The sequence below is a fragment of the Streptomyces sp. NPDC030995 genome, from assembly GCF_055571215.1.
This window is the reverse complement of record NZ_JBVIFS010000008.1, coordinates 130,047-148,147: the sequence shown is the minus strand read 5'-3', so window position 1 is coordinate 148,147 and position 18,101 is coordinate 130,047. Positions and strand designations below refer to the sequence as shown.

18 protein-coding genes are annotated in these 18,101 nt (G+C 72.1%); 6 read left to right on the top strand and 12 right to left on the bottom strand.

Going from position 1 to position 18,101, the window contains the following annotated elements; translation table 11 throughout:
* Nucleotides 1-147: 147 nt before the first annotated feature.
* A complete protein-coding gene (trpD, locus tag ACZ45T_RS15445; protein WP_468441346.1) occupies nucleotides 148-1,248 on the bottom strand; it encodes an anthranilate phosphoribosyltransferase in 1,101 nt (366 codons plus the stop codon).
* Between the two features lies 1 nt (nucleotide 1,249).
* On the bottom strand, nucleotides 1,250-1,453 hold the full coding sequence (locus tag ACZ45T_RS15440) for a hypothetical protein (protein WP_468441344.1): 204 nt from the start codon (nucleotides 1,451-1,453) through the stop codon (nucleotides 1,250-1,252).
* A 273-nt stretch (nucleotides 1,454-1,726) separates the two neighbouring features.
* On the opposite strand from ACZ45T_RS15440, the gene ACZ45T_RS15435 reads away from it, so the two are divergent.
* The 6 genes from ACZ45T_RS15435 to ACZ45T_RS15410 all read left to right on the top strand — a co-directional run bounded on the left by ACZ45T_RS15435 (nucleotide 1,727) and on the right by ACZ45T_RS15410 (nucleotide 7,325).
* Nucleotides 1,727-2,506, top strand: coding sequence for a 4'-phosphopantetheinyl transferase family protein (locus ACZ45T_RS15435; protein ID WP_468441342.1), 780 nt, complete (start codon nucleotides 1,727-1,729; stop codon nucleotides 2,504-2,506).
* Between the two features lie 74 nt (nucleotides 2,507-2,580).
* On the top strand, nucleotides 2,581-4,122 hold the full coding sequence (locus tag ACZ45T_RS15430; protein WP_468441340.1) for a tryptophan halogenase family protein: 1,542 nt from the start codon (nucleotides 2,581-2,583) through the stop codon (nucleotides 4,120-4,122).
* Between the two features lie 211 nt (nucleotides 4,123-4,333).
* On the top strand, nucleotides 4,334-4,933 hold the full coding sequence (locus tag ACZ45T_RS15425; RefSeq protein WP_468441338.1) for a flavin reductase family protein: 600 nt from the start codon (nucleotides 4,334-4,336) through the stop codon (nucleotides 4,931-4,933).
* Nucleotides 4,930-6,273 carry a cation:proton antiporter gene (locus ACZ45T_RS15420; protein ID WP_468441336.1) on the top strand — a complete coding sequence of 448 codons (1,344 nt, stop codon included), beginning with the start codon at nucleotides 4,930-4,932 and terminating at the stop codon, nucleotides 6,271-6,273. The genes ACZ45T_RS15425 and ACZ45T_RS15420 overlap by 4 nt, the downstream gene beginning before the upstream one ends.
* Before the next feature lies 1 nt (nucleotide 6,274).
* Entirely contained in the window at nucleotides 6,275-6,583 is a 309-nt protein-coding gene (locus ACZ45T_RS15415) for a chorismate mutase family protein (RefSeq protein WP_468441334.1), read from the top strand.
* Nucleotides 6,584-6,689: 106 nt separating this feature from the next.
* Complete coding sequence (locus tag ACZ45T_RS15410; RefSeq protein WP_468441332.1) at nucleotides 6,690-7,325, top strand: sensor domain-containing protein; 636 nt, start codon at nucleotides 6,690-6,692, stop codon at nucleotides 7,323-7,325.
* A 118-nt stretch (nucleotides 7,326-7,443) separates the two neighbouring features.
* Here ACZ45T_RS15410 and ACZ45T_RS15405 read toward each other — a convergent pair whose 3' ends face one another.
* From ACZ45T_RS15405 to ACZ45T_RS15360, 10 genes are all read right to left on the bottom strand, one after another.
* On the bottom strand, nucleotides 7,444-8,211 hold the full coding sequence (locus ACZ45T_RS15405; RefSeq protein ID WP_468441330.1) for a LuxR C-terminal-related transcriptional regulator: 768 nt from the start codon (nucleotides 8,209-8,211) through the stop codon (nucleotides 7,444-7,446).
* A 74-nt stretch (nucleotides 8,212-8,285) separates the two neighbouring features.
* Complete coding sequence (locus ACZ45T_RS15400; RefSeq protein WP_468441328.1) at nucleotides 8,286-8,876, bottom strand: anthranilate synthase component II; 591 nt, start codon at nucleotides 8,874-8,876, stop codon at nucleotides 8,286-8,288.
* The gene (locus ACZ45T_RS15395) at nucleotides 8,873-10,387 is read right to left on the bottom strand and encodes an anthranilate synthase component I family protein (RefSeq protein ID WP_468441326.1); all 1,515 of its coding nucleotides are present in this window, start codon (nucleotides 10,385-10,387) and stop codon (nucleotides 8,873-8,875) included. Before ACZ45T_RS15395 ends, ACZ45T_RS15400 begins: the two co-directional genes overlap by 4 nt.
* A 38-nt stretch (nucleotides 10,388-10,425) precedes the next feature.
* The gene (locus ACZ45T_RS15390; RefSeq protein WP_468441324.1) at nucleotides 10,426-11,418 is read right to left on the bottom strand and encodes a TauD/TfdA family dioxygenase; all 993 of its coding nucleotides are present in this window, start codon (nucleotides 11,416-11,418) and stop codon (nucleotides 10,426-10,428) included.
* Nucleotides 11,415-11,900: a YbaK/EbsC family protein gene (locus ACZ45T_RS15385; RefSeq protein ID WP_468441563.1), complete on the bottom strand. Its 486-nt coding sequence runs from the start codon at nucleotides 11,898-11,900 to the stop codon at nucleotides 11,415-11,417. The genes ACZ45T_RS15390 and ACZ45T_RS15385 overlap by 4 nt, the downstream gene beginning before the upstream one ends.
* A gap of 34 nt (nucleotides 11,901-11,934) precedes the next feature.
* Nucleotides 11,935-12,150, bottom strand: a complete 216-nt coding sequence (locus ACZ45T_RS15380) for an MbtH family protein (protein WP_468441322.1) — start codon at nucleotides 12,148-12,150, stop codon at nucleotides 11,935-11,937.
* Nucleotides 12,151-12,199: 49 nt separating this feature from the next.
* Entirely contained in the window at nucleotides 12,200-13,192 is a 993-nt protein-coding gene (sbnA, locus tag ACZ45T_RS15375) for a 2,3-diaminopropionate biosynthesis protein SbnA (RefSeq protein WP_468441320.1), read from the bottom strand.
* Between the two features lie 42 nt (nucleotides 13,193-13,234).
* Complete coding sequence (sbnB, locus tag ACZ45T_RS15370; RefSeq protein WP_468441318.1) at nucleotides 13,235-14,272, bottom strand: 2,3-diaminopropionate biosynthesis protein SbnB; 1,038 nt, start codon at nucleotides 14,270-14,272, stop codon at nucleotides 13,235-13,237.
* Nucleotides 14,273-14,319: 47 nt separating this feature from the next.
* A complete protein-coding gene (locus ACZ45T_RS15365; protein WP_468441316.1) occupies nucleotides 14,320-15,306 on the bottom strand; it encodes a TauD/TfdA family dioxygenase in 987 nt (328 codons plus the stop codon).
* An 80-nt stretch (nucleotides 15,307-15,386) separates the two neighbouring features.
* Nucleotides 15,387-17,966: an amino acid adenylation domain-containing protein gene (locus ACZ45T_RS15360; RefSeq protein ID WP_468441314.1), complete on the bottom strand. Its 2,580-nt coding sequence runs from the start codon at nucleotides 17,964-17,966 to the stop codon at nucleotides 15,387-15,389.
* Nucleotides 17,967-18,101 lie beyond the last annotated feature (135 nt).

The following is an 18,101-nucleotide window of genomic DNA, read 5'->3' as shown; positions in this document are numbered from 1 at the left end:
GTGGGGTTTGTTTTGGGCGGTTTTTTGGATTGTTTTCCTTTTCCGCCGATGTGTTGGATGGCCGGCGTTGTAGTGCTGTTTTGTTTTTTTTGGGGGGGGGGGGGGGGGCCCCCCCCCCCCCCCCCCCCACCACCACATCACTTTCCTCTACGCGGCCGACGCGTACCCCTCGCCCCCGGCCAGGAAGTTGCTCCGTGCCACCCACCGCGCCAGGACGCTCGCGGCCGCACCGGAGTCGACCGCGCGCGCGGCCGCCGCGAGGGCGGGGGCCAGGCGCTCGGCCAGCGGGCGCGTGGACGGGGTGGCGGCGGCCAGGGCCGCCGCCGCGGAGAGCAGCACCGCGTCGCGGACCGGCCCCCGCTCCCCGGCGAGCATCCGGCGCGCCACCTCGGCGTTGTAAGCCGCGTCGGCACCCCGCAGCGCGTCGGCCGGCGAGAGCGGCAGACCGACCTCCCTGGGGTCGAAGCGCTCCTCGCGGACCTCGCCCGCGGCGACGGACCACACGCGCGAGGTGGTGGCGACGGTCAGCTCGTCCAGGCCGTCGTCGCCACGGAAGACCAGGGCGTTGACTCCGCGCCCGGCGAGCACTCCCGCGATCAGCGGCGCGAGCCGGACGTCCGCGACGCCGACGGCCAGCGTGCGCGGCTGCGCCGGATTGGTGAGCGGGCCCAGCGCGTTGAAGATCGTCGGGATGCCCAGTTCGCGGCGGGGCGCCGCGGCGTGCCGCATCGCCGGGTGGAAGTCCGGCGCGAAGCAGAAGGTGATGCCGACGGACTCGGCGAGTTCCGCGATCTGGTCCCCGGGCAGCCGCAGCATCACCCCGAGTGCCTCGAGGACGTCCGCGGAGCCCGAGCGCGAGCTGGACGCCCGGTTGCCGTGCTTGACGACCCGGGCGCCGGCGCCCGCGGCGACGATCGCGGACATCGTGGAGATGTTGACGCTGCAGGCGCCGTCGCCACCCGTGCCGACGATGTCGACGGCGTCCCCCGTCACGTGGAGCGGAGCGGCGTGGGCCAGCATGCCGTGTGCCAGTCCCTCCAGTTCGCCGACCGTCTCGCCCTTGGCGCGCAGCGCGACCAGGACTCCGGCGATCTGCGCGGAGGTCGCCTCCCCGCGCATGACGGTGTCCATCAGCCAGGTCGTGTCGGCCGTGGTCAGGTCTTCGCCGCGCAGCACGGTTTCGAGGAGGCGGGACCAGGACCGGTCCCCGGGGATGGCCGACACGCGGCCGTCACGTCCGACGGTCATCTCAGCCCCAGTCCTCGCTGCCGGGGTTGGCCGCGAAGGCCGTGGCGACCGTGACGTCGACGACCGGGGCCGCCACGGTCCGGACGGCGCTCTCGCCGGCGGTGAGACCCGCACCGGTGCCGGCCTGCAGGGCGGCGAGCACGGCGACGCCGGAGACGATCAGGCCGGCGGTCTTCCGGATGCGAATGTTCCGCGTGAACTTCATGATTCTGAATCCCCCTGATGGAAAAACACTGTCGTGGTCACCGTGTGGCCGCTGCTTGCGCTGCGGCCTCCCGGTACGAGGAACACATTAGGAAGGCCCGGCTTCGGCTCGTTATCGTCTGCCCTTCGCCGCCGAAGCACAGACGATAACGACCTGTCCAGGGGGGATTTCCTCCGTGTGATCGGAGGTTTTCCGGCTATTGGACGGCGCCCGCGCCCAGCACCATTGACCGTGGTGGCAGACCTCTGCCACATACGGAGGCGAGGAGCGCGCATGATGCCCATGACTGTGCACGGCACCCCGCGGCAGCCGTCCTCGCCAGGCACCGTCACCTGCCATGTGTGGCTGTCGCGGCGCCTGCCGCGGCCCGCCCAGCACCTCGCCCTTCTCGACGAGTCCGAACGGGCCCGCTGCTCGGGTTTCGTCCACGAACGGGACCTCTCCCTGTTCGTCACGGGCCGCACGCTCGCCAAGACCGCGCTGGGCTCCCTGACCGGGCTCGCGCCGGAGGCGGTCCGTTTCCGGACCCGGTGCGCGGGCTGCGGCGGGGCGCACGGCAAGCCGGAAGTGGTCGGGGAGGCGGCCGGCTGGGAGCTGTCGATATCGCACTCCGGCGATCTGGTCGCGGTGGCCCTGGCCCACGGCCACCCGCTCGGCGTGGACGTGGAGCAGTTCGTGACGCCCGAGGAACCGGGCATCCCCGTCGAGTACGCGCTGGTGCTCACTCCCGAGGAGCAGGCGGTCATCGAGGCGCTCCCCGTCGCGGAGCGGGCCGGGGCGTGCCTGACGCTGTGGACCCGTAAGGAAGCGGTCCTCAAGGCGACGGGCGAAGGCTTGAACACGCCCATGGACTCCTTCACCGTCAGCCCCGCGGCCCGGCCTCCGGCTGTGCTCGCCTGGCACGGCCCCGAGTCCGCTGACCGTCCCTTTCCCGCCATGGTCGATCTGCCGAGAATCGACGGCTGTTACGGCGCCCTCGCAGTTCTAGGGGCGGACGCCGTAATTCCGTACGTCCGCTCCGGAGTCGATGCCATGGCCGAAAGAATGCGATAACGAAAGAAAACCGCGCGCCGATAGCTTCGCTGCATCGTTCTGGGCTACCAAACCTCCCGAACAGGAGATGCAGCGTGATCAAGTCAGTTGTCATTGTGGGTGGCGGTACCGCCGGTTGGATGAGCGCCACGTACCTCAAGGCGGCCTTCGGCGATCGCATCGATGTCACCCTGGTCGAATCGGACCGGGTGCAGAGCATCGGCGTCGGCGAGGCCACGTTCAGCACCGTCCGGCACTTCTTCGACTATCTCGGCCTCGACGAGCGCGACTGGATGCCCCACTGCTCGGCCTCGTACAAGCTGGCCATCCGCTTCGAGAACTGGCGCAAGGTGGGCGACCACTTCTACCACCCGTTCGAACGGCTGCGGACGTCCGACGGCTTCTCGATCGCCGACTGGTGGCTGAAGGAAGGCGACCCGAACATCCCGTTCGACCAGTCGTGCTTCGTCACCCCGGCGCTGTGCGAGGCACAGCGCTCGCCCCGGATGCTCGACGGCTCGCTGTTCGCGCAGGGGCTCGACGGCTCGCTCGGCCGCTCGACCCTGGAGGAGCAGCGCGCCCAGTTCCCGTACGCGTACCACTTCGACGCCGGGCTGCTCGCGCAGTTCCTCGCCAAGTACGGCGCCGAGCGCGGCGTCCGCCACGTGATCGACGACGTGGTGGAGGTGCACACGGACGAGCGCGGCTGGATCACCGACGTCCTCACCCGTGAGCACGGCGAGCTGGCCGGCGACCTCTTCATCGACTGCACCGGCTTCCGCGGTCTGCTGATCAACGAGAAGCTGGGCGAGCAGTTCGTGTCCTTCCAGGACGTGCTGCCCAACAACCGTGCCGTGGCGCTGCGGGTGCCGAAGCCGGACCAGGGCGCGGAGGGCATGCGTCCGTACACCACGGCGACCGCCATGGACGCGGGCTGGATCTGGACGATCCCGCTCTTCGGCCGCAACGGCACCGGCTACGTGTACTCGGACGAGTTCTGCAGCCCGGAGGAGGCGGAGCGCACCCTGCGCGCGTTCGCCGCGCCCGGGCAGGAGGACCTGGAGGCCAACCACATCCGGATGCGCATCGGCCGCAACGAGCGTTCCTGGGTGAACAACTGCGTGGCCATCGGCCTGTCCAGCGCCTTCGTGGAGCCCCTCGAGTCGACCGGCATCTTCTTCATCCAGCACGGCATCGAGCAGCTGGTGAAGAACTTCCCGGACGAGAACTGGGACCCGAAGCTGGCCGACGACTACAACAGCCGGGTCGCCCACGTCCTGGACGGCGTCAAGGAGTTCCTCGTGCTGCACTACGCGGCCTCGGGGCGCGAGGACACGCCGTACTGGAAGGAGGCCAAGCTCCGCCGGATGCCCGACGGGCTGGCGGAGAAGCTGGAGCTCGCCTCCTCGCACCTGCTCGACGAGCACACCATCTACCCGTACTACCACGGCTTCGAGCAGTACTCGTGGATCACGATGCTGCTCGGTCTCGGGCACGAGCCCGCCGCCCCGCGGCCCTCGCTCGCCCACATCGACCCGGCCAGGGCCCGCGCCGAACTGGCCGCGGTGCAGGCCGACGCGCAGCGCCTGGTCCAGGCGCTGCCCAGCTGCCACGAGTACCTCTCCTCGATTCACTGAGGCCCCCGGAGGTACTCCGCCCCTCCGCCGGCGCCCGCGCCGACACCCCCCTTCGGTACGGGCGCCGGCGGGCCCCGACCTGCCCCGGCTCCACCACTCCCCCCACGCCCCCACGCCACCACTCCCCCCACTCCCCCCCACTCCGGCAGTCCCCCCACGCCGGCACTCGCATCCATCTCCTGACCTCTGACCTCACGAAGGGCGACAGAGTATGACCAGGCTCTCCTCGGTACCGGGCGGCGCCCAGCCGCACGCGGTGCCCCGTCCCGCCCCGTGGAAGGCTCCGCCGGCGCCCGTGGCCGACTTCCGGGCGCTGATGGGCGCCTTTCCCACGGGGGTCGCCATCATCACGACCTACGGCGCCGACGGACGGCCGCGCGGGCTCACGTGCTCCTCGCTCGCGAGCGTCACCGCCGACCCGCCGACCCTGTCGGTGGGGCTGACCACGCACGGCGAGACCCTGCGTGCGCTGCGCGAGTACGGATCCTTCGCCGTCAACCTGCTGCACCACGGCGGGCAGCGGGCCGCCGAGGTGTTCGCCCGGCCCTCCTCGAACCGGTTCGCCGACGTCGAGTGGCAGCCCACCCCGGGCGCCGGGCTGCCGTGGCTGGCCAACGACGCCTTCGTGGTGGCGGACTGCCGGGTCTCCCGGCTGACGGAGGTCGGCGACCACACCGTGGTCATGGGTGAGGTGACCAACGTCGTCCGGGAGTCGGGCACGCCCCTGCTCTACGGCGCCCGCGGGTTCGCCGTCTGGCCCGGCGGCGACATACCGGGGCCGCTGGCCGCCCCGGAGGGAATGGCGTCATGACGGCCCTGCACGCGGACCCGTTGGCCCGATTCCTGATCGCGGCCGCCGTGGTCGTCTTCTTCAGCCATCTGCTCGGCTCGCTGCTCGGCCGGCTCGGCCAGGCCCCGGTCATCGGGGAGATCCTCGGCGGCCTGCTGCTGGGTCCCTCCGCGCTCGGCTGGGTCTGGCCCGAGGCCAAGGCGTGGCTGCTCCCGCACGATGTCACGACGGCGCTCACCACCACGGCCCAGCTGGGCCTGGTGACCTTCATGTTCCTCCTCGGCTGCGAACTGCGCCTGGAGCGGGTGCGGTCGGGCCGGTCGGCGGTCGGTGCCGCGATCCTCGGCGGCATGGGCCTGCCGTTCCTCCTCGGGGTGGGGATCGCGGCGCTGGCGCCGGACGTACTGCGCGGTGACGCCGCGAAGCACACCGGCTACCTGCTCTTCTTCGGGCTCGCCCTGTCGGTCACGGCGCTTCCGGTGCTCGCCCGCATCCTGGTCGACATGGGTCTCGACACCACCAAGCTGGGCTCGTTCGCCCTGGTCACGGCGGCGTTCGGGGACGGCGTCGCCTGGCTGGTGCTGACCGCCGTACTCGCGTTCAGCAGCAATGGCGGCACCGGTCACATGGCGCTCACCGTCGGCCTGGTCTTGGGTCTGGTGGCCGGCACCCAGCTGTTCGTACGTCCGCTGCTCGCGGGCTTCCTGAGGCGGGTCGAGGGCAACGGGCGCGGCGAGCGCCTGGTGCTGCCGCTGCTGCTCGCCGGCGCGTTCGGCTACGCGGGCCTGACCGAGATCATCGGCCTGCACCCGGTGATCGGCGCGTTCCTCTTCGGGATGGCCGTGCCGCGCGGCTCCACGGCCGCCACCCGGATGCACCAGCAGCTCCAGGGCTTCACCCAGGCGGTGCTGCTCCCGCTGTTCTTCGCCGGGGTCGGGCTCAGCGTCTCCATCGGTGAACTCGGGTTCAGCGCCTGGCACTGGCTGGTGCTGATCGGCGTCATCCTCGCCGCCTCCGTGGGCAAGTTCCTCGGAGCGGGCGGCGCGGCCTGGATCACCGGCATGCCCCGCGCCGAGGCGCTGCGGTTCGGCACGTTGATGAACTGCCGCGGTGTCACGGAGCTGGTGGTCGCCGGCATCGGCTGGCAGGCCGGTCTCATCAGCTCCGCCGGCCTGACCGCGCTCGTCCTGATGGCACTGGTCACCACGGCCATGACCGGGCCGCTCCTGGTCGCGCTGGGCGCGACCGCTCCAGCCAAGAAGTCCGCCCCTACGGCTCCTTCCGCGGCCTCGGATTCCCCGGTGCCCGTGCCCGTTACCGCCCCCGGCATCCCCGCCAACAGCACCCCTGTGGAGGTCTGACATGTCATCGATCGGCACCGCTGCCCGGATCACCGAGCGCCAGGCGCGCCTGAACTCCATCGACCAGCACATCCTGGACCTGGTCCGCGAACGCAACACCACCGCCGAGCAACTGCGCTCCCTGCGGCGGCTGGCCGGGCTGCGCGAGTTCCAGCTGGCCCACGAGAACGGGGTGCTCAGCCAGTACCACGACGCCCTCGGCCGGCCGGGCACCGCGATCGCGCTCCAGCTGCTCGCACTGGCCCGCAGCGAGCGGGCCGGGGCCGTCCACGCCGTACCCGACCAGCGGATGACGCCCGCCGCCGCCTGACCCCCCGCCCGGCAGGGGCCGTCCCCGCGACGGCCCCTGCCGGGCTCTCCTCCGCCTTCCGTCCGCCGGGAGGCGCCTTTTCCCGTTTCCGGAAAGGATGTCCACCATGACGCGACCCAACCGACCGGCCCCGGCGGCCACGAAGCCCGCGAACTCCGCGAAGTCAGCGAGGTCCGCGGCACCTTCACGTTCCGGCCTCGTCGGGCTGCTGGCGCTGCCGTTCCGCCGCGACACCTGGCGGCACATGCTGTTCGCCCTGCTGCTGCCGCTCACCCTCGCGCTGATCCTCGCGCTCCAGTACGTGATGAAGGCCGCGCAGGACAACGGCTACGAGCAACTCGGCCCTGTGATCCTGATCGTGGCGCTTGCCGGCATCGCACTCGCCGGACCCGCCTTCGAGCGGATGCGGATGCGGGTCTTCTTCGGTGAGACCGTCATACCGCGGGTCGGCGGACGGCTGCGCCACGGCTTCGTGTTCTTCCTCGTGAACATGCTCCTGTCCACTCTGTCGTTCATGGCCGTGGCCGGCTGGGCCATCGTCTGCGCGCGCAACCTCACGTACCCGATCTGGGGCTGGGAGCCCTACCCCACTCCCGCGTGGGGCGGCCCGACCCCGCTGGGCGCGGTGGCGCTGCACTTCGCGGCCGGCGTGGTGGCGTTCTTCGTGATGCCGTGGGTCGTCATCCGCCTCACCGACTGGCAGCGCGCCGCCGTGCGCCGCCACCTCGGCCAGGACCGCTGAGCCCCTGTCACACGCCTGCGCCCGTACGACTGCGCCCCCGACGGACACCTTCCGTCGGGGGCGCAGTCGTACGGGCGCAGGTGTACGGGGCAGTCGTACGGGCGCAGGCGTGCGCGGGTTACGCGGCCCTCACCAGCAGGGTCGGCCGGGTGGTGGCACGGCCGACGGGGAGCGGGGTCGTGGTGACGGCCACGGGCATCTCGGGGGCCGCGGAGGCTCCGGAGGTCTGGGCGGCGAGGAAGCGCAGCACGGCGAGGACCCGGCGGTTGTCGCGGTCGTCCCCTTGCAGGTCCAGCTTGCCGAAGACCGAGGCGGCCCGCTTCTCCACCGTCCCGGCCGAGACGCAGAGCTCGTCGGCGATGGCGCTGTTGGTGCGCCCCTGGGCCATCAGCCGCAGCACGTCCAGCTCGCGGCCGCTCAGCGAGGCCAGGTCACCCCCACCCCCGGGGCCGCCGCCGGCGGGGCGCGGCGTGGGCGCGAGGACCTGCGCCGCCCGCGGGTCGATGACCGAGCCGCCGGCGGTGACCCGCTCCAGGGCGTCGAACAGGAATTCCGATTCGGTGATGTGCTCCTGGAGCACGAAGCCGGTGCCCCGCTCGCCGTGGGCGAGCAGCCGGGCCGCGAGGGCGGGCTCGGGGACGGCGCTGTACAGCAGCGCGGCGGTGGAGGGCAGCTCGCGCCGCGCGGCGCGCACGGACTCCACCACGTCGTCGGCGCCGAAGTGGTGCGCGTTGACGATCACGGCATCGGGCCGGTACCGGCGGACCAGTGCGGGCAGCGCGGTTCCACGGGGCACGGCGGCGGCCACCTGACAGCCGCTGCCGTCCAGGACGTGGGTCAGGCCGGCCCGCAGGACCGCGGAGCCTTCGACGATCACAATCCGCATGGGGATCACTTCCTTCGCCCCGCGACCGGTGAGGGCGCGGGGCGATTGGGGGAACGGTGCGCGCGGGACGAACCTCACACGCGCGAGGGGGTGTACTGCCGGGCGGCGGTCATGAAGTTCTCCAGGAGCCGCATCCCGCCCGAGGTGGCCACGCTCTCCGGATGGAACTGCACGCCCCAGATGGGCAGGCTGCGGTGGCGCAACGACATCACGCAGCCGTCGTCACTGGCGTGCCCCGTGGCTTCGAGGGCCTCGGGCAGCGGCTCCTCAACGATCAGCGAGTGGTAGCGGGCCACCGTCATCTCGGTGCCGAGGCCTTCGTACAGACCGGTCCCGTCGTGGTGCACGACGCTGGTCTTGCCGTGCCGGACCCGGTCCGCGACCACCACCCGGCCGCCGTGGGCCAGGCCGATCGCCTGGTGGCCCAGGCAGATGCCGAGCAGCGGGGTGCGACCCGCGAAGGCGTGGACGAGCTCGACGTGGCCGGAATCCGCGGGATGACCGGGACCGGGTCCGAGCACCACGGCGTCCGGGGCGAGCGCGACGAGGTCGTCGGCGCTGCGGGTGCCGGAGCGCACCACCTCGGTGTCCGCGCCGAGGCCGCGCAGGTACTGGTCGATGATGTGGGTGAAGCTGTCGTAGGCGTCGACCACCAGGATCTTCACGGCAGCAGCTCCTTTCCGGTCAGCGCCCAGTGGGCGGCGCCCATCTTGTGGAGCGTCTCGCGCCACTCCCCCTCGGGGGAGGAGTCCGCGACGATGCCCGCGCAGCTCTGGGTGTGATAGCTGGTCCCGTCGTGCACCACGGTCCTGATGCACAGGGCGAACCGGCTCCAGCCGCGCAGGTCCACCAGGCCGACCGCGCCCGCGTACATTCCGCGCGGCCGGTCCTCCATGTCCTGGATCAGCTCCATGGCCCGGATCTTCGGCGCCCCGGTGACGGTGCCCGCCGGGAAGGAGGCGCGCAGCGCGGACCAGGTGTCGTGCGTCCGGTCGAGCCGGCCGGTGACGGTGGAGACGAGGTGGAAGACGTGCGAGTAGGTCTCGACCGTCATCAGCCCCTCGGTCTCCAGGCTCTGCGGCTCGCAGACCCGTCCGACGTCGTTGCGGCACAGGTCCACGAGCATGATGTGCTCGGCGCGTTCCTTCTCGTCCGCGCGCAGCGCCGCGATGCGCCGTTCGTCGGTCTCCCGGTCGCCGCTGCGCGGCGCCGTCCCGGCGATGGGCCGCATCATGATGCGCTCGCCGTCGTCGGCGAAGAGCATCTCGGGGCTGGCGCCGATCAGGGTGGTGCCGGATCGCGGCACCAGGTACATGTACGGCGAGGGGTTGCGCGCACGCAGCCGCCGGTAGACCTGGAGGGGTTCGAGGTCGGTGCTGACCTCGATGCGGTGGCCGATCTGGATCTGGTAGACGTCCCCGACCCCGATGTGGCCGAGACAGCGCTCGACCCGGGCGAGGAAGGTCTCCTTGTCGGTGCTGTCGCGCACCGAGCGCGGTTCGGGCGCCTCGGGCACGGCGTCACCGGCCGGCGGCCTGAGGGCGGCCGCCTCCAGGTCGTACGGGACGGGCGGCGGGAACTGGGCTGCGTGCGCCCGCAGATGGCGTACCTCGTGCGCGGCGAGGTCGTAGTGGACCGTGTCGCGGAAGAGGGTCAGTACGCAGTCGGGGCCCCCGGTGTCCGCGGTCCGCTCGGGCAGCTCCTCCATGTGCCAGGCGGCGCCGTACCCGATCGTGCCGAGGAAACCGAACGCGAAGCTGGTGGCCGGTGCCTGGGTGTGGACGGTGAAGAGCCGCTGGGCGGCGCCGAGGAACTCCCAGACCTGGCCGGGGTGGGTCAGCCCGCGCGCGGCCGGCGCCAGCGGGGTCATCCGCATCTCGTCGGCGAGGGCGAGCAGCGCGCGGGTCAGTCCGTCGCAGCCGCGGATCAGGACATGGGACGCGTAGACCTCGATCTCGGCGAGCCGGTCGTATCCGACGACGGCCGAACTGCGGTCCTGCACCGGCCCCGCGGGGCTCTCCAGGAGGTAGACGTCGTCCTTGCCGAACCGCTCGCACAGGGCAGTGTAGAGGTCGAGCGGTTCGTGGTGCGGCAGCGGCGCCTCCTCGACGTGTACGTCGATGAGCGCGGGCCCCGGCGCCGCGGCCGGGGTCGGTGGTTCGAGCAGTGTGGTCACGAGCGTCTCATTCCTTGGTACGTCTGCGGACGCACCGGTCAGTCCAGTACGTAGCCGTCGTGCGCCCGCAGTCCGCGCGAGCGGCGCAGGTCGGTCAGGACGAAGCTGCGCTGGAGCCAGCGGTCCTGGCCGTCGTAGCGCGGGCGGAAGGAGGTGCGGCCGTGGACGGTGACCCGGTTGTCGACGATCGCGAGGTCGCCGGGGGTGAGCCGGACGGTCTGCGCGGTCAGGTCGAAGAGCCGGTTCAGCTCGTCCAGGGCGGCCCGCGCGCGGGGGGTGGTGGCGCGGGTGGCCGCGAAGTCGACCCGGGCGTCGGGGTCGTCCGCCGCTCCGGTGAGCACCGCGTGGGGTGCGGCGCCGCCCGGCACCGCGCCGAAGGAGGGCGGGGCCTCGGTGACGAACTCCTCGCTCCACAGCGCCGCCCGGCTCTCGTCAGACAGCATCGGGAGCACCTGGCGTATGCAGGCGGTGCGCAGCCCGGCGACCCCTTCGTGGTCGGCCCGCAGGCAGAGCAGCATCACGAAGTCGGGACGGTGCGGGTGGAAGGCGTTCTCGGTGTGGAAGGAGAGGAGCACCGACCCGGCGTTGCCCTGGAAGTCCTCCTGTCCGGGCACCGGGACCACGTCCTGGACCAGCGCGCCGGTCTTCTCGGGCCGGAAGGCGGCCGGGTCGCCCAGCCCCGAGGCGATCATCAGCAGGACCGCGGCGGGCACCTCGGCGCTGCGCTGTACCGAACCGCGGACGGTCGGGGTGGCGGGCAGCGCTTCCTCGTCGACCGGCAGGCCGCGGACCAGCAGGGCGCCGGACGGGCCGGAGTCGCGGCGGAAGGAGCGCAGGCCGCGGCGCAGGCCGGCGGGCAGGTCGCACCAGGCGGAGCGGGCGGCGTCGACCCACTCGGGGGCGTCGATGCGTCCCGCGGCGACGGGGGCGATGTGCCGGGCGAGGTCGCGGATCCGGTCGGCGTCGCCCGGGCCGACGGTGACGGTACGGGCCGAAGCGCCGACGATGGGGTTGTCGAGTGCCAGTGTCATGTATTCATTCCTTTCCGGGCTGTGCCGCGGTCGCTGATCGCCGCCACGACGGGTGCGGCGATGCGCCGGTAGGCCCGGGTGGAGAGGGCTACGGACCGGTCCAGGCGGGCGGCGTTGAAGTAGATCTCGTCCTCGTCGAGGAGGTCCCGGTCCACCAGGAGGCGGAGCTGCGGGTCGAAGGAGAAGGGCACGATCGAGCCGCTGACGCAGCCCGTGAGCCGTTCCGCGGTGGCCCGGTCGGCGAAGCCCGCCCGTACTCCGCCGGCCAGGGCGCGCACCGCCTCGATGTCGACCCGCCGGTCGCCGGGGACCACCGCGAGCACGTACCGGCGTGCCGTGCGGCCCCGGGCGACCCGGATGACGATGGACTTGGCGGCCTGCCGCAGCGGATGCCCGCGCAGCAGGCTCGCCGCCTCGGTGCCGCCCTCGGGCGGGTGGCTCAGGACGCGGTGGCCGGCCGTGCGGTCGGCGAGCAGGTCCATCAGCCGGGTGTAGGAGGTGTGTTCCGTGGCGGTCTCAGCCAGCACTGGCCATCGCCTCGACGACGGAGCGCGGACGCATGTCGGTCCAGTGCGCCGCGACGTACGCCTGGCTCTCGTCGTGACCGGCGTTCTCCAGGACGGCCTGCCAGCCGGCCGGGATCTCGACGAAGGACGGCCACAGGGAGTACTGGCCCTCGTCGTTGACGAGGACGTGGTAGCGGCCCTCGGGGTCGTCGAACGGGTTGCTCATGCTCTGTTCCCTTCAAAAAATGGTGTGATTTTCGGGGGCGGGCGGTGGGTCAGGCGACCGACTCGACGGCCGAGTCGTCCCTGACGCCCGACAGCTCGTCGCCGTACACGCCCTGCACCCAGTTGCTCTGGTAGACCGTGTCGAGATAGCGCTCGCCCAGGTCCGGGGAGATCGCCACCGAGACGAGACCGCTGCGGTCCGCGCCCTGCCGGGAGAGCCACTCGGAGGCTCCCGCCACGACGGTCCCGGTGGAACCGCCGAACAGGAAGCCGCGCGCGGCGAGCCGGTGGCACATGCGGACCGTCTCGGACTCGGGGACCACCACCACGTCGTCGACGAACGACTCGTCGAGCAGCGGCGGCCGTACCCCCGCGCCGAGGCCCGGGAGCATGCGGGGCCCCGCCGGGTGGCCGAAGGTGACGGAGCCGACGCTGTCCACCGCGACGATCCGCACCTCGGGCCGGTGCTCCTTGAACCAGCGGGCGCTGCCCATCAGGGTGCCGGTGGTGCCGGCCCCGATGAAGAGCACGTCCACGCCGGGGAAGCGCTGGGCGATCGGCGGCGCGGTCCACCGGTAGTGGGCGCGCCAGTTGTTCGCGTTGAGGTACTGGTTGAGCCAGACGTGCCGGGAGTCGGTGTCGCACAGACGGCGCACGAGGTTGAGCCGGGCGCCGAGGAAGCCCCCTTCCGGGTCGGGTTCGGTCACGATGCGGACCTCCGCGCCGAACGCCTCCATGAGGCGCCGGGACGCGAGGTTGCACCGGGAGTCGGTGACGCACAGGAAGCGGTGGCCCTTGCTGGCCGCGATCATGCTGAGCGCGACGCCGAGGTTGCCGGAGGAGGATTCGACCAGGATCGAGTCCTCGTTCAGCACCCCGCTCTCCTCAGCCGCCTCGATCATCGAGAGTGCGGCCTTCTGCTTGATTGATCCGCTGAAATTGAATCCCTCGCATTTCAGGTAGATCGATGTACCGAGAACCGGCCCGAGGTCGACGTAGAGATCGTCCTCGTTGAATTCCTGCGGGGCCGAGATGATCGGCATGGGTCCTCCCGCCTTAGAGGTGTGGCTGGGAATGGCGGGCGGTCAGCCGTAGCGGCGCATCTCATGGAAGAAGCCGTCGACGACGGACAGTTCGCCCGCCTCGCGCACGGTGTCGTAGACGTGCTTGCCGAGTGCGAGGTCGAGAATCCCGAGGCCGAACGGCGAGAAGATCACCGGCCGGTCAGCGGGGGGTCGGAGGGTGCCGTTCAGCACGTCGTGAAGGGTGCCGTGCACGAAGTCGCGGTTCCCGACGCGCTGTTCGGCCAGGTGCAGCGAGGTGTTGGCCTTCAGGCAGTGCTCGACGTCGTCGACCACGTTGGTCGCGGCGAGCACCACCTCGGGCGACAGGTCGCGCAGCGACACGTGCAGCACCAGCGGGTTGTGGCCGAACCAGTCGGGGTCCTCGACGTGCGGCTCGCCCGCGATGGTGGCGAAGACGACGAGGTCGCTGGAGCGGATCAGCTCCTCCGCGCTGTCGTGCACGGTGACCGTGCCGGGGGCGCCGGTGCGGTCCAGGTAGTCGGCGAAGCCCTCGGCGTGCTCGCGGCTCAGGTCGTACACGCCGGTCTCGTCGAACTCCCAGCCGGTGCCGGCGAGGAAGGCGTGGATGTAGCGGGCGATCAGCCCGACACCGAAGAAGCCGATGCGCCGGGGGCGTTCGCGGCCCGCGGAGAGCTTGTCCGCGGCGAGTGCGGCCGAGGCCGCGGTGCGCGCGGCGCTGATGATGGAGCTCTCCAGACAGGCCAGCGGGTAGCCGGTGGCGGGGTCGTTGAGGATCAGCACGGCGGAGGCGCGCGGCAGGCCCGCCGCCACGTTGTCGGGGAAGCTGGAGATCCACTTCAGCCCGTCGACGGCGTTGTCGCCGCCGACCGAGGCGGGCAGCGCGATGATGCGGGAGCTGGGCCGGTCGGGGAAGCGCAGGAAGTACGACGGCGGGTTGACGGTGTCGCCGTCGCCGTGGACGCGGTAGGCCGCCTCGATGATGCGGGTGACTTCCTGGTGGCGGCCGCCGAGCACCCGGTCGACCTCGGCGCCGGAGATCACGGCGAATTCGGGCGGGGCTGCGGTGGTGGGGGACATCGGTGTTCTCCCTCGGTGTGAGTGGGCGGGGCGCGGTCGCGGCCCGGTCAGAGCGCGAGCACGTGGCCCGGCAGGCGGACCGGGTTGCCGAGGACCACGACGATCTCGCGGTCCCCCTCGTAGGGCTCGCGGCTGTGCGCCATCCGCAGGTTGTCCACGATCAGTACGTCGCCGGTGCGCCACGGCTCGCGGTACGTGGCGTCCTGGTAGGCCTGGTTGATGGTCTCGATCACCTCGGGCGGAATCGGCTGCCCGTCCCCGTACGCCGTGTTGAAGGGCAGCGAGTCGGGCCCGTACACGTCGGTCAGGTACTCGCGGACCATCGGGTCGAGGGTCAGCTCGTTGAGGAAGGCGACCTGGTTGAACCAGACCGGCCGTCCGTTGCCCGGGTGTTCGATCAGCGCGGCCCGCCGCTGGCGGGTGCGCAGCGCCGCGTCGGGCAGCCACTCGTGGGCGATGCCCTCGCGGTCGCAGTACGCGGCCACCTCGGCGGGGTCGTCGGTGCCGAAGGCCTCGATCCAGGAGACGCCGACCTCGCGGTAGGTGCGGGTCAGCTGCCAGCCGTCGCGGGCGAACCGCTCGACCAGCTCCGCCGGCAGCGCCCGCAGCACCTGCTGGGAGTCCGCGACGGCGGTGGCGCCGCCGGCGCCGGGCGCGGTGAGGCAGCCGAACAGGGCGATCGAGGGCACCTCGGCGGCGTAACTCACCTCGTGGTGCATGCACATGGGCTCCTCGGGCGGCCACTCGGAGGAGGAGACGGCGCCGGGGGCGAGGACGCGGCGCGGCGCGAACGCCTCGCGCTCCCGCATCGCCTCGATGCCGAGCGCGGCCGCGATCGCGGCGACGGCCTCGGGGGTGCCGGGGTTCAGGCCGCGCAGCACGACGGCGCCATGGACGTCGAGGGCGTCGCGCACGGCGTCCTGGTGCGCCGCGGCCCAGGTCAGCGGGGCCCCGTCGGCGTCGGCGGTCATCACCATGGGCAGTCCGGGCAGGGCATCCGGTACGGACGCCGTGAAGTCAAGGACGGAGGTCATCTTCCGGTCTCTTTCTCGGTACGGGGCAGGTTGGGGTGCGCGCGGGCGGTACGGGGACCCGGTGTGCGGTCCCGGACGGCTCAGACCGCCGCCGCCTCCGGCGCCAGGCGCTGCGCCGTGCGCTGTTCGAGGACTTCCGCGAGGTCCGCGAGGACGGGGTGCTTGGCCAGCTCGACGACCGACACGAGCCGGTCGAGGCTGATGGCGAGCCGCACCGCGGTCAGCGAGGTGCCGCCCAGTTCGAAGAAGTGCGCGTCACGGGCGATCCGGTGGACCGGCACCTTCAGGGCCGCGCTCCACAGCTCGGCCAGGCGGCGTTCGGTGTCCGTCGCCGGCAGCTCGGGGCCTGCCACCGGGGCTTCGGGCACGGAGTCCACCGCCCGCTGGGCCAGCTCCTTCTTGTCGATCTTCCCGTTGGCGGTGAGCGGCATCGTGTCCAGACGGACCAGGCGGGCGGGCACCATGTACGACGGCAGGACGGAGGCGAGCTGTTCGCGCAGCCGCACCGGCTCGCCGCCGTCGGCCGTGGTGACGTAGCCGACGAGGCTTCGCTCGTCGCCGCTGCCGATGGCGACGACCGCGACGTCGCGCACCCCCTCCGACCGCATCATGCTGTTCTCGATCTCTCCGATCTCGATGCGGAAGCCCCGGATCTTCAGCTGGGCGTCGCGGCGGCCGTGGAACTCCAGGCGTCCGTCCGGCGCCCACCGTCCGAAGTCACCCGACCGGTAGACGCGCTGTCCGGGCCGGTCCGGGTCCGTCAGGAAGGCGGCGGCGCTGCGCTCCGGGTCGTTCACGTAACCGCGCCCGACGCAGACCCCGTGGAAGACGATCTCGCCGGGGGCGCCCGACGGCACCGGTTCGAGCCGCTCGTCGACCACCTGGATGCGGACGTTGCGCACCGGCCGGCCGAGCGGCACGGACGCCCCCGCCGGGGGTGTGCGCATCACCTCGTGGTTGGTGTCGTCGCTGGTCTCGGTGAGTCCGTAGGCGTTGACCAGGGGCACCTGGGGGAAGGCCTCGAACCACCGCTCCACGAGTTCCTTCTTGAGCGCCTCGCCGGTCGCCGACACCATCCTCAGGTCGGGCAGCAGGCCGGCCCGCCCTTCCAGGTAGGTGAGCAGGACCTCCAGGTAGGAGGGCACGAGCTGGACCACGTGGACGCGCCCGCTGCGCAGGATCTCGGTGAACCGGCCGATCTCCAGGACCGCTTCCTGCTCGATGATGCGGGTGCGTCCGCCGACCACGAGGGCCGAGACCAGCTGCCACAGGGAGATGTCGAAGCACTGGGGGGCGGTCTGCGCGACCGTGGTGCCCGCGGTGATCTCCAGGTCCTCGATCTTGGCGAGGAGGTGGTTGACGAAGCCCGCGTGCTCGCACATCGCGCCCTTGGGCTCGCCTGTGGAACCCGAGGTGAAGTAGATGTACGCGAGCGCGTCGGCGGCGACGGGGAGGTTCGGGTCGTGGTCCGCGAGGCCCTCGGGCAGCTCGTCGATCCGGAACACGGCGGGGGGCACGTCACCGCTCTGCGCTGCGACACCGCTCTGCTCGGTGTCGCCGCCCATCGCCGCGACGGCCTCGGTGAGCGCCGGGGAGACCTCCGCCACGGTCAGCACCGTGCGGCAGCCGCTGCGGCGCAGCATGGCCTCGATGCGGGAGGCCGGGAAGTGCGGCTCGACGGGCAGGTAGGCGCCGCCCGACTTGAAGACGCCGAGCACCGCGGCCGCCCAGTCCAGGTCGCGCTCGGTGACGACGGCGACCACGTCCTCGTTCCACAGGCCCTCGTGCCGCAGCTGCCAGGCGATGCGGTTGGCCTGCCGGTTGAGTTCGAGGTACGTCAGTGACCGGCCGCCGTGCACCACGGCGACGTCGTCGGGCCGCAGGCGGACCTGCTCCTCGAACAGCTCGTGGAACCGCCGGTCGGGCAACGGCCGCTCGGGGCCGGCGAGCTGCTCCCACTGGAAGCGCAGCTCCTCGTCACCGAGCAGGTGCCGCTCGTCGTGCGGGGCGTCCGGCCCGGCGACCGCCCGGCGCAGGGCCGTCACGTAGTAGCCGGCGATGCGCCGGGCCGCGGACGCGTCCAGGATGTCGGCGCGGTGCCGCACCAGCAGCCGCCCGCCCTCGACGGCCACCCCGAGGACGACCCCGCCCGACAGGTCGGCCGGCAGGTCGGCGGCGCGCTCGGCGGCGAGCGCGTCGAACATCGCCATCCGGGTGCGCGGGGCCTGGGCGGCGAAGCCGCGGATCGCGTTGAGGGTGCCGGTGGCGGCCTCGATCAGTTCGGTCCAGCTGCCGTCCTCGACCGCGACCCGGGCCATCAGGGGGCTGCCGCCCGCCGGCAGGAAGCCGGTGACGGTCTCCCGGTCGCCGGTCAGCGCCGCGACCACCTTGGCGTGCACGGCGAGCAGGAGCGCAGCATCGACCGGCCGCACGTCGCCGGCGTCGCCGGCGGCTGCGCCGGCGGCGGGAGAGACCCCGTCCAGCTCCGCCCAGATCTCGCCCGTACCGGTGGAGCCCGGCTCGGCGGCCCAGCTCGGCAGGGGGGTGAATCCCCCGGCGCGGGTGACATGACGCCAGTACTCCCGGCCCGCCACACCGCCGACTTCGTCCGCCCCGTTCACCACGAGTGTCGCCTCCATCGGGAATATCAGCTCATTCACGTGGGCCGAATCCCGGCTCCACCTCTACGCAAACGACAATATGGAGCCGCCTTATCGACGGAATATCAGTCCTGTTCCGGCGAATGGGCGCACAAAAGCCCGGAGGCGACGGCCGGTTGAACGGGCCGTCGCCTC

What these genes read in the sequence shown, in the direction of transcription:
- ACZ45T_RS15435 (WP_468441342.1), top strand. Translation starts at nt 1,727, where the DNA reads ATGATGCCCATGACTGTGCACGGCACCCCGCGGCAGCCGTCCTCGCCA.
- ACZ45T_RS15405 (WP_468441330.1), bottom strand. Translation starts at nt 8,211, where the DNA reads ATGCGGATTGTGATCGTCGAAGGCTCCGCGGTCCTGCGGGCCGGCCTG.
- sbnA (WP_468441320.1), bottom strand. Translation starts at nt 13,192, where the DNA reads ATGCCGATCATCTCGGCCCCGCAGGAATTCAACGAGGACGATCTCTAC.
- ACZ45T_RS15410 (WP_468441332.1), top strand. Translation starts at nt 6,690, where the DNA reads ATGACGCGACCCAACCGACCGGCCCCGGCGGCCACGAAGCCCGCGAAC.
- ACZ45T_RS15385 (WP_468441563.1), bottom strand. Translation starts at nt 11,900, where the DNA reads ATGGACCTGCTCGCCGACCGCACGGCCGGCCACCGCGTCCTGAGCCAC.
- trpD (WP_468441346.1), bottom strand. Translation starts at nt 1,248, where the DNA reads ATGACCGTCGGACGTGACGGCCGCGTGTCGGCCATCCCCGGGGACCGG.
- ACZ45T_RS15440 (WP_468441344.1), bottom strand. Translation starts at nt 1,453, where the DNA reads ATGAAGTTCACGCGGAACATTCGCATCCGGAAGACCGCCGGCCTGATC.
- ACZ45T_RS15390 (WP_468441324.1), bottom strand. Translation starts at nt 11,418, where the DNA reads ATGACACTGGCACTCGACAACCCCATCGTCGGCGCTTCGGCCCGTACC.
- ACZ45T_RS15420 (WP_468441336.1), top strand. Translation starts at nt 4,930, where the DNA reads ATGACGGCCCTGCACGCGGACCCGTTGGCCCGATTCCTGATCGCGGCC.
- ACZ45T_RS15380 (WP_468441322.1), bottom strand. Translation starts at nt 12,150, where the DNA reads ATGAGCAACCCGTTCGACGACCCCGAGGGCCGCTACCACGTCCTCGTC.
- ACZ45T_RS15425 (WP_468441338.1), top strand. Translation starts at nt 4,334, where the DNA reads ATGACCAGGCTCTCCTCGGTACCGGGCGGCGCCCAGCCGCACGCGGTG.
- ACZ45T_RS15365 (WP_468441316.1), bottom strand. Translation starts at nt 15,306, where the DNA reads ATGACCTCCGTCCTTGACTTCACGGCGTCCGTACCGGATGCCCTGCCC.
- sbnB (WP_468441318.1), bottom strand. Translation starts at nt 14,272, where the DNA reads ATGTCCCCCACCACCGCAGCCCCGCCCGAATTCGCCGTGATCTCCGGC.
- ACZ45T_RS15415 (WP_468441334.1), top strand. Translation starts at nt 6,275, where the DNA reads ATGTCATCGATCGGCACCGCTGCCCGGATCACCGAGCGCCAGGCGCGC.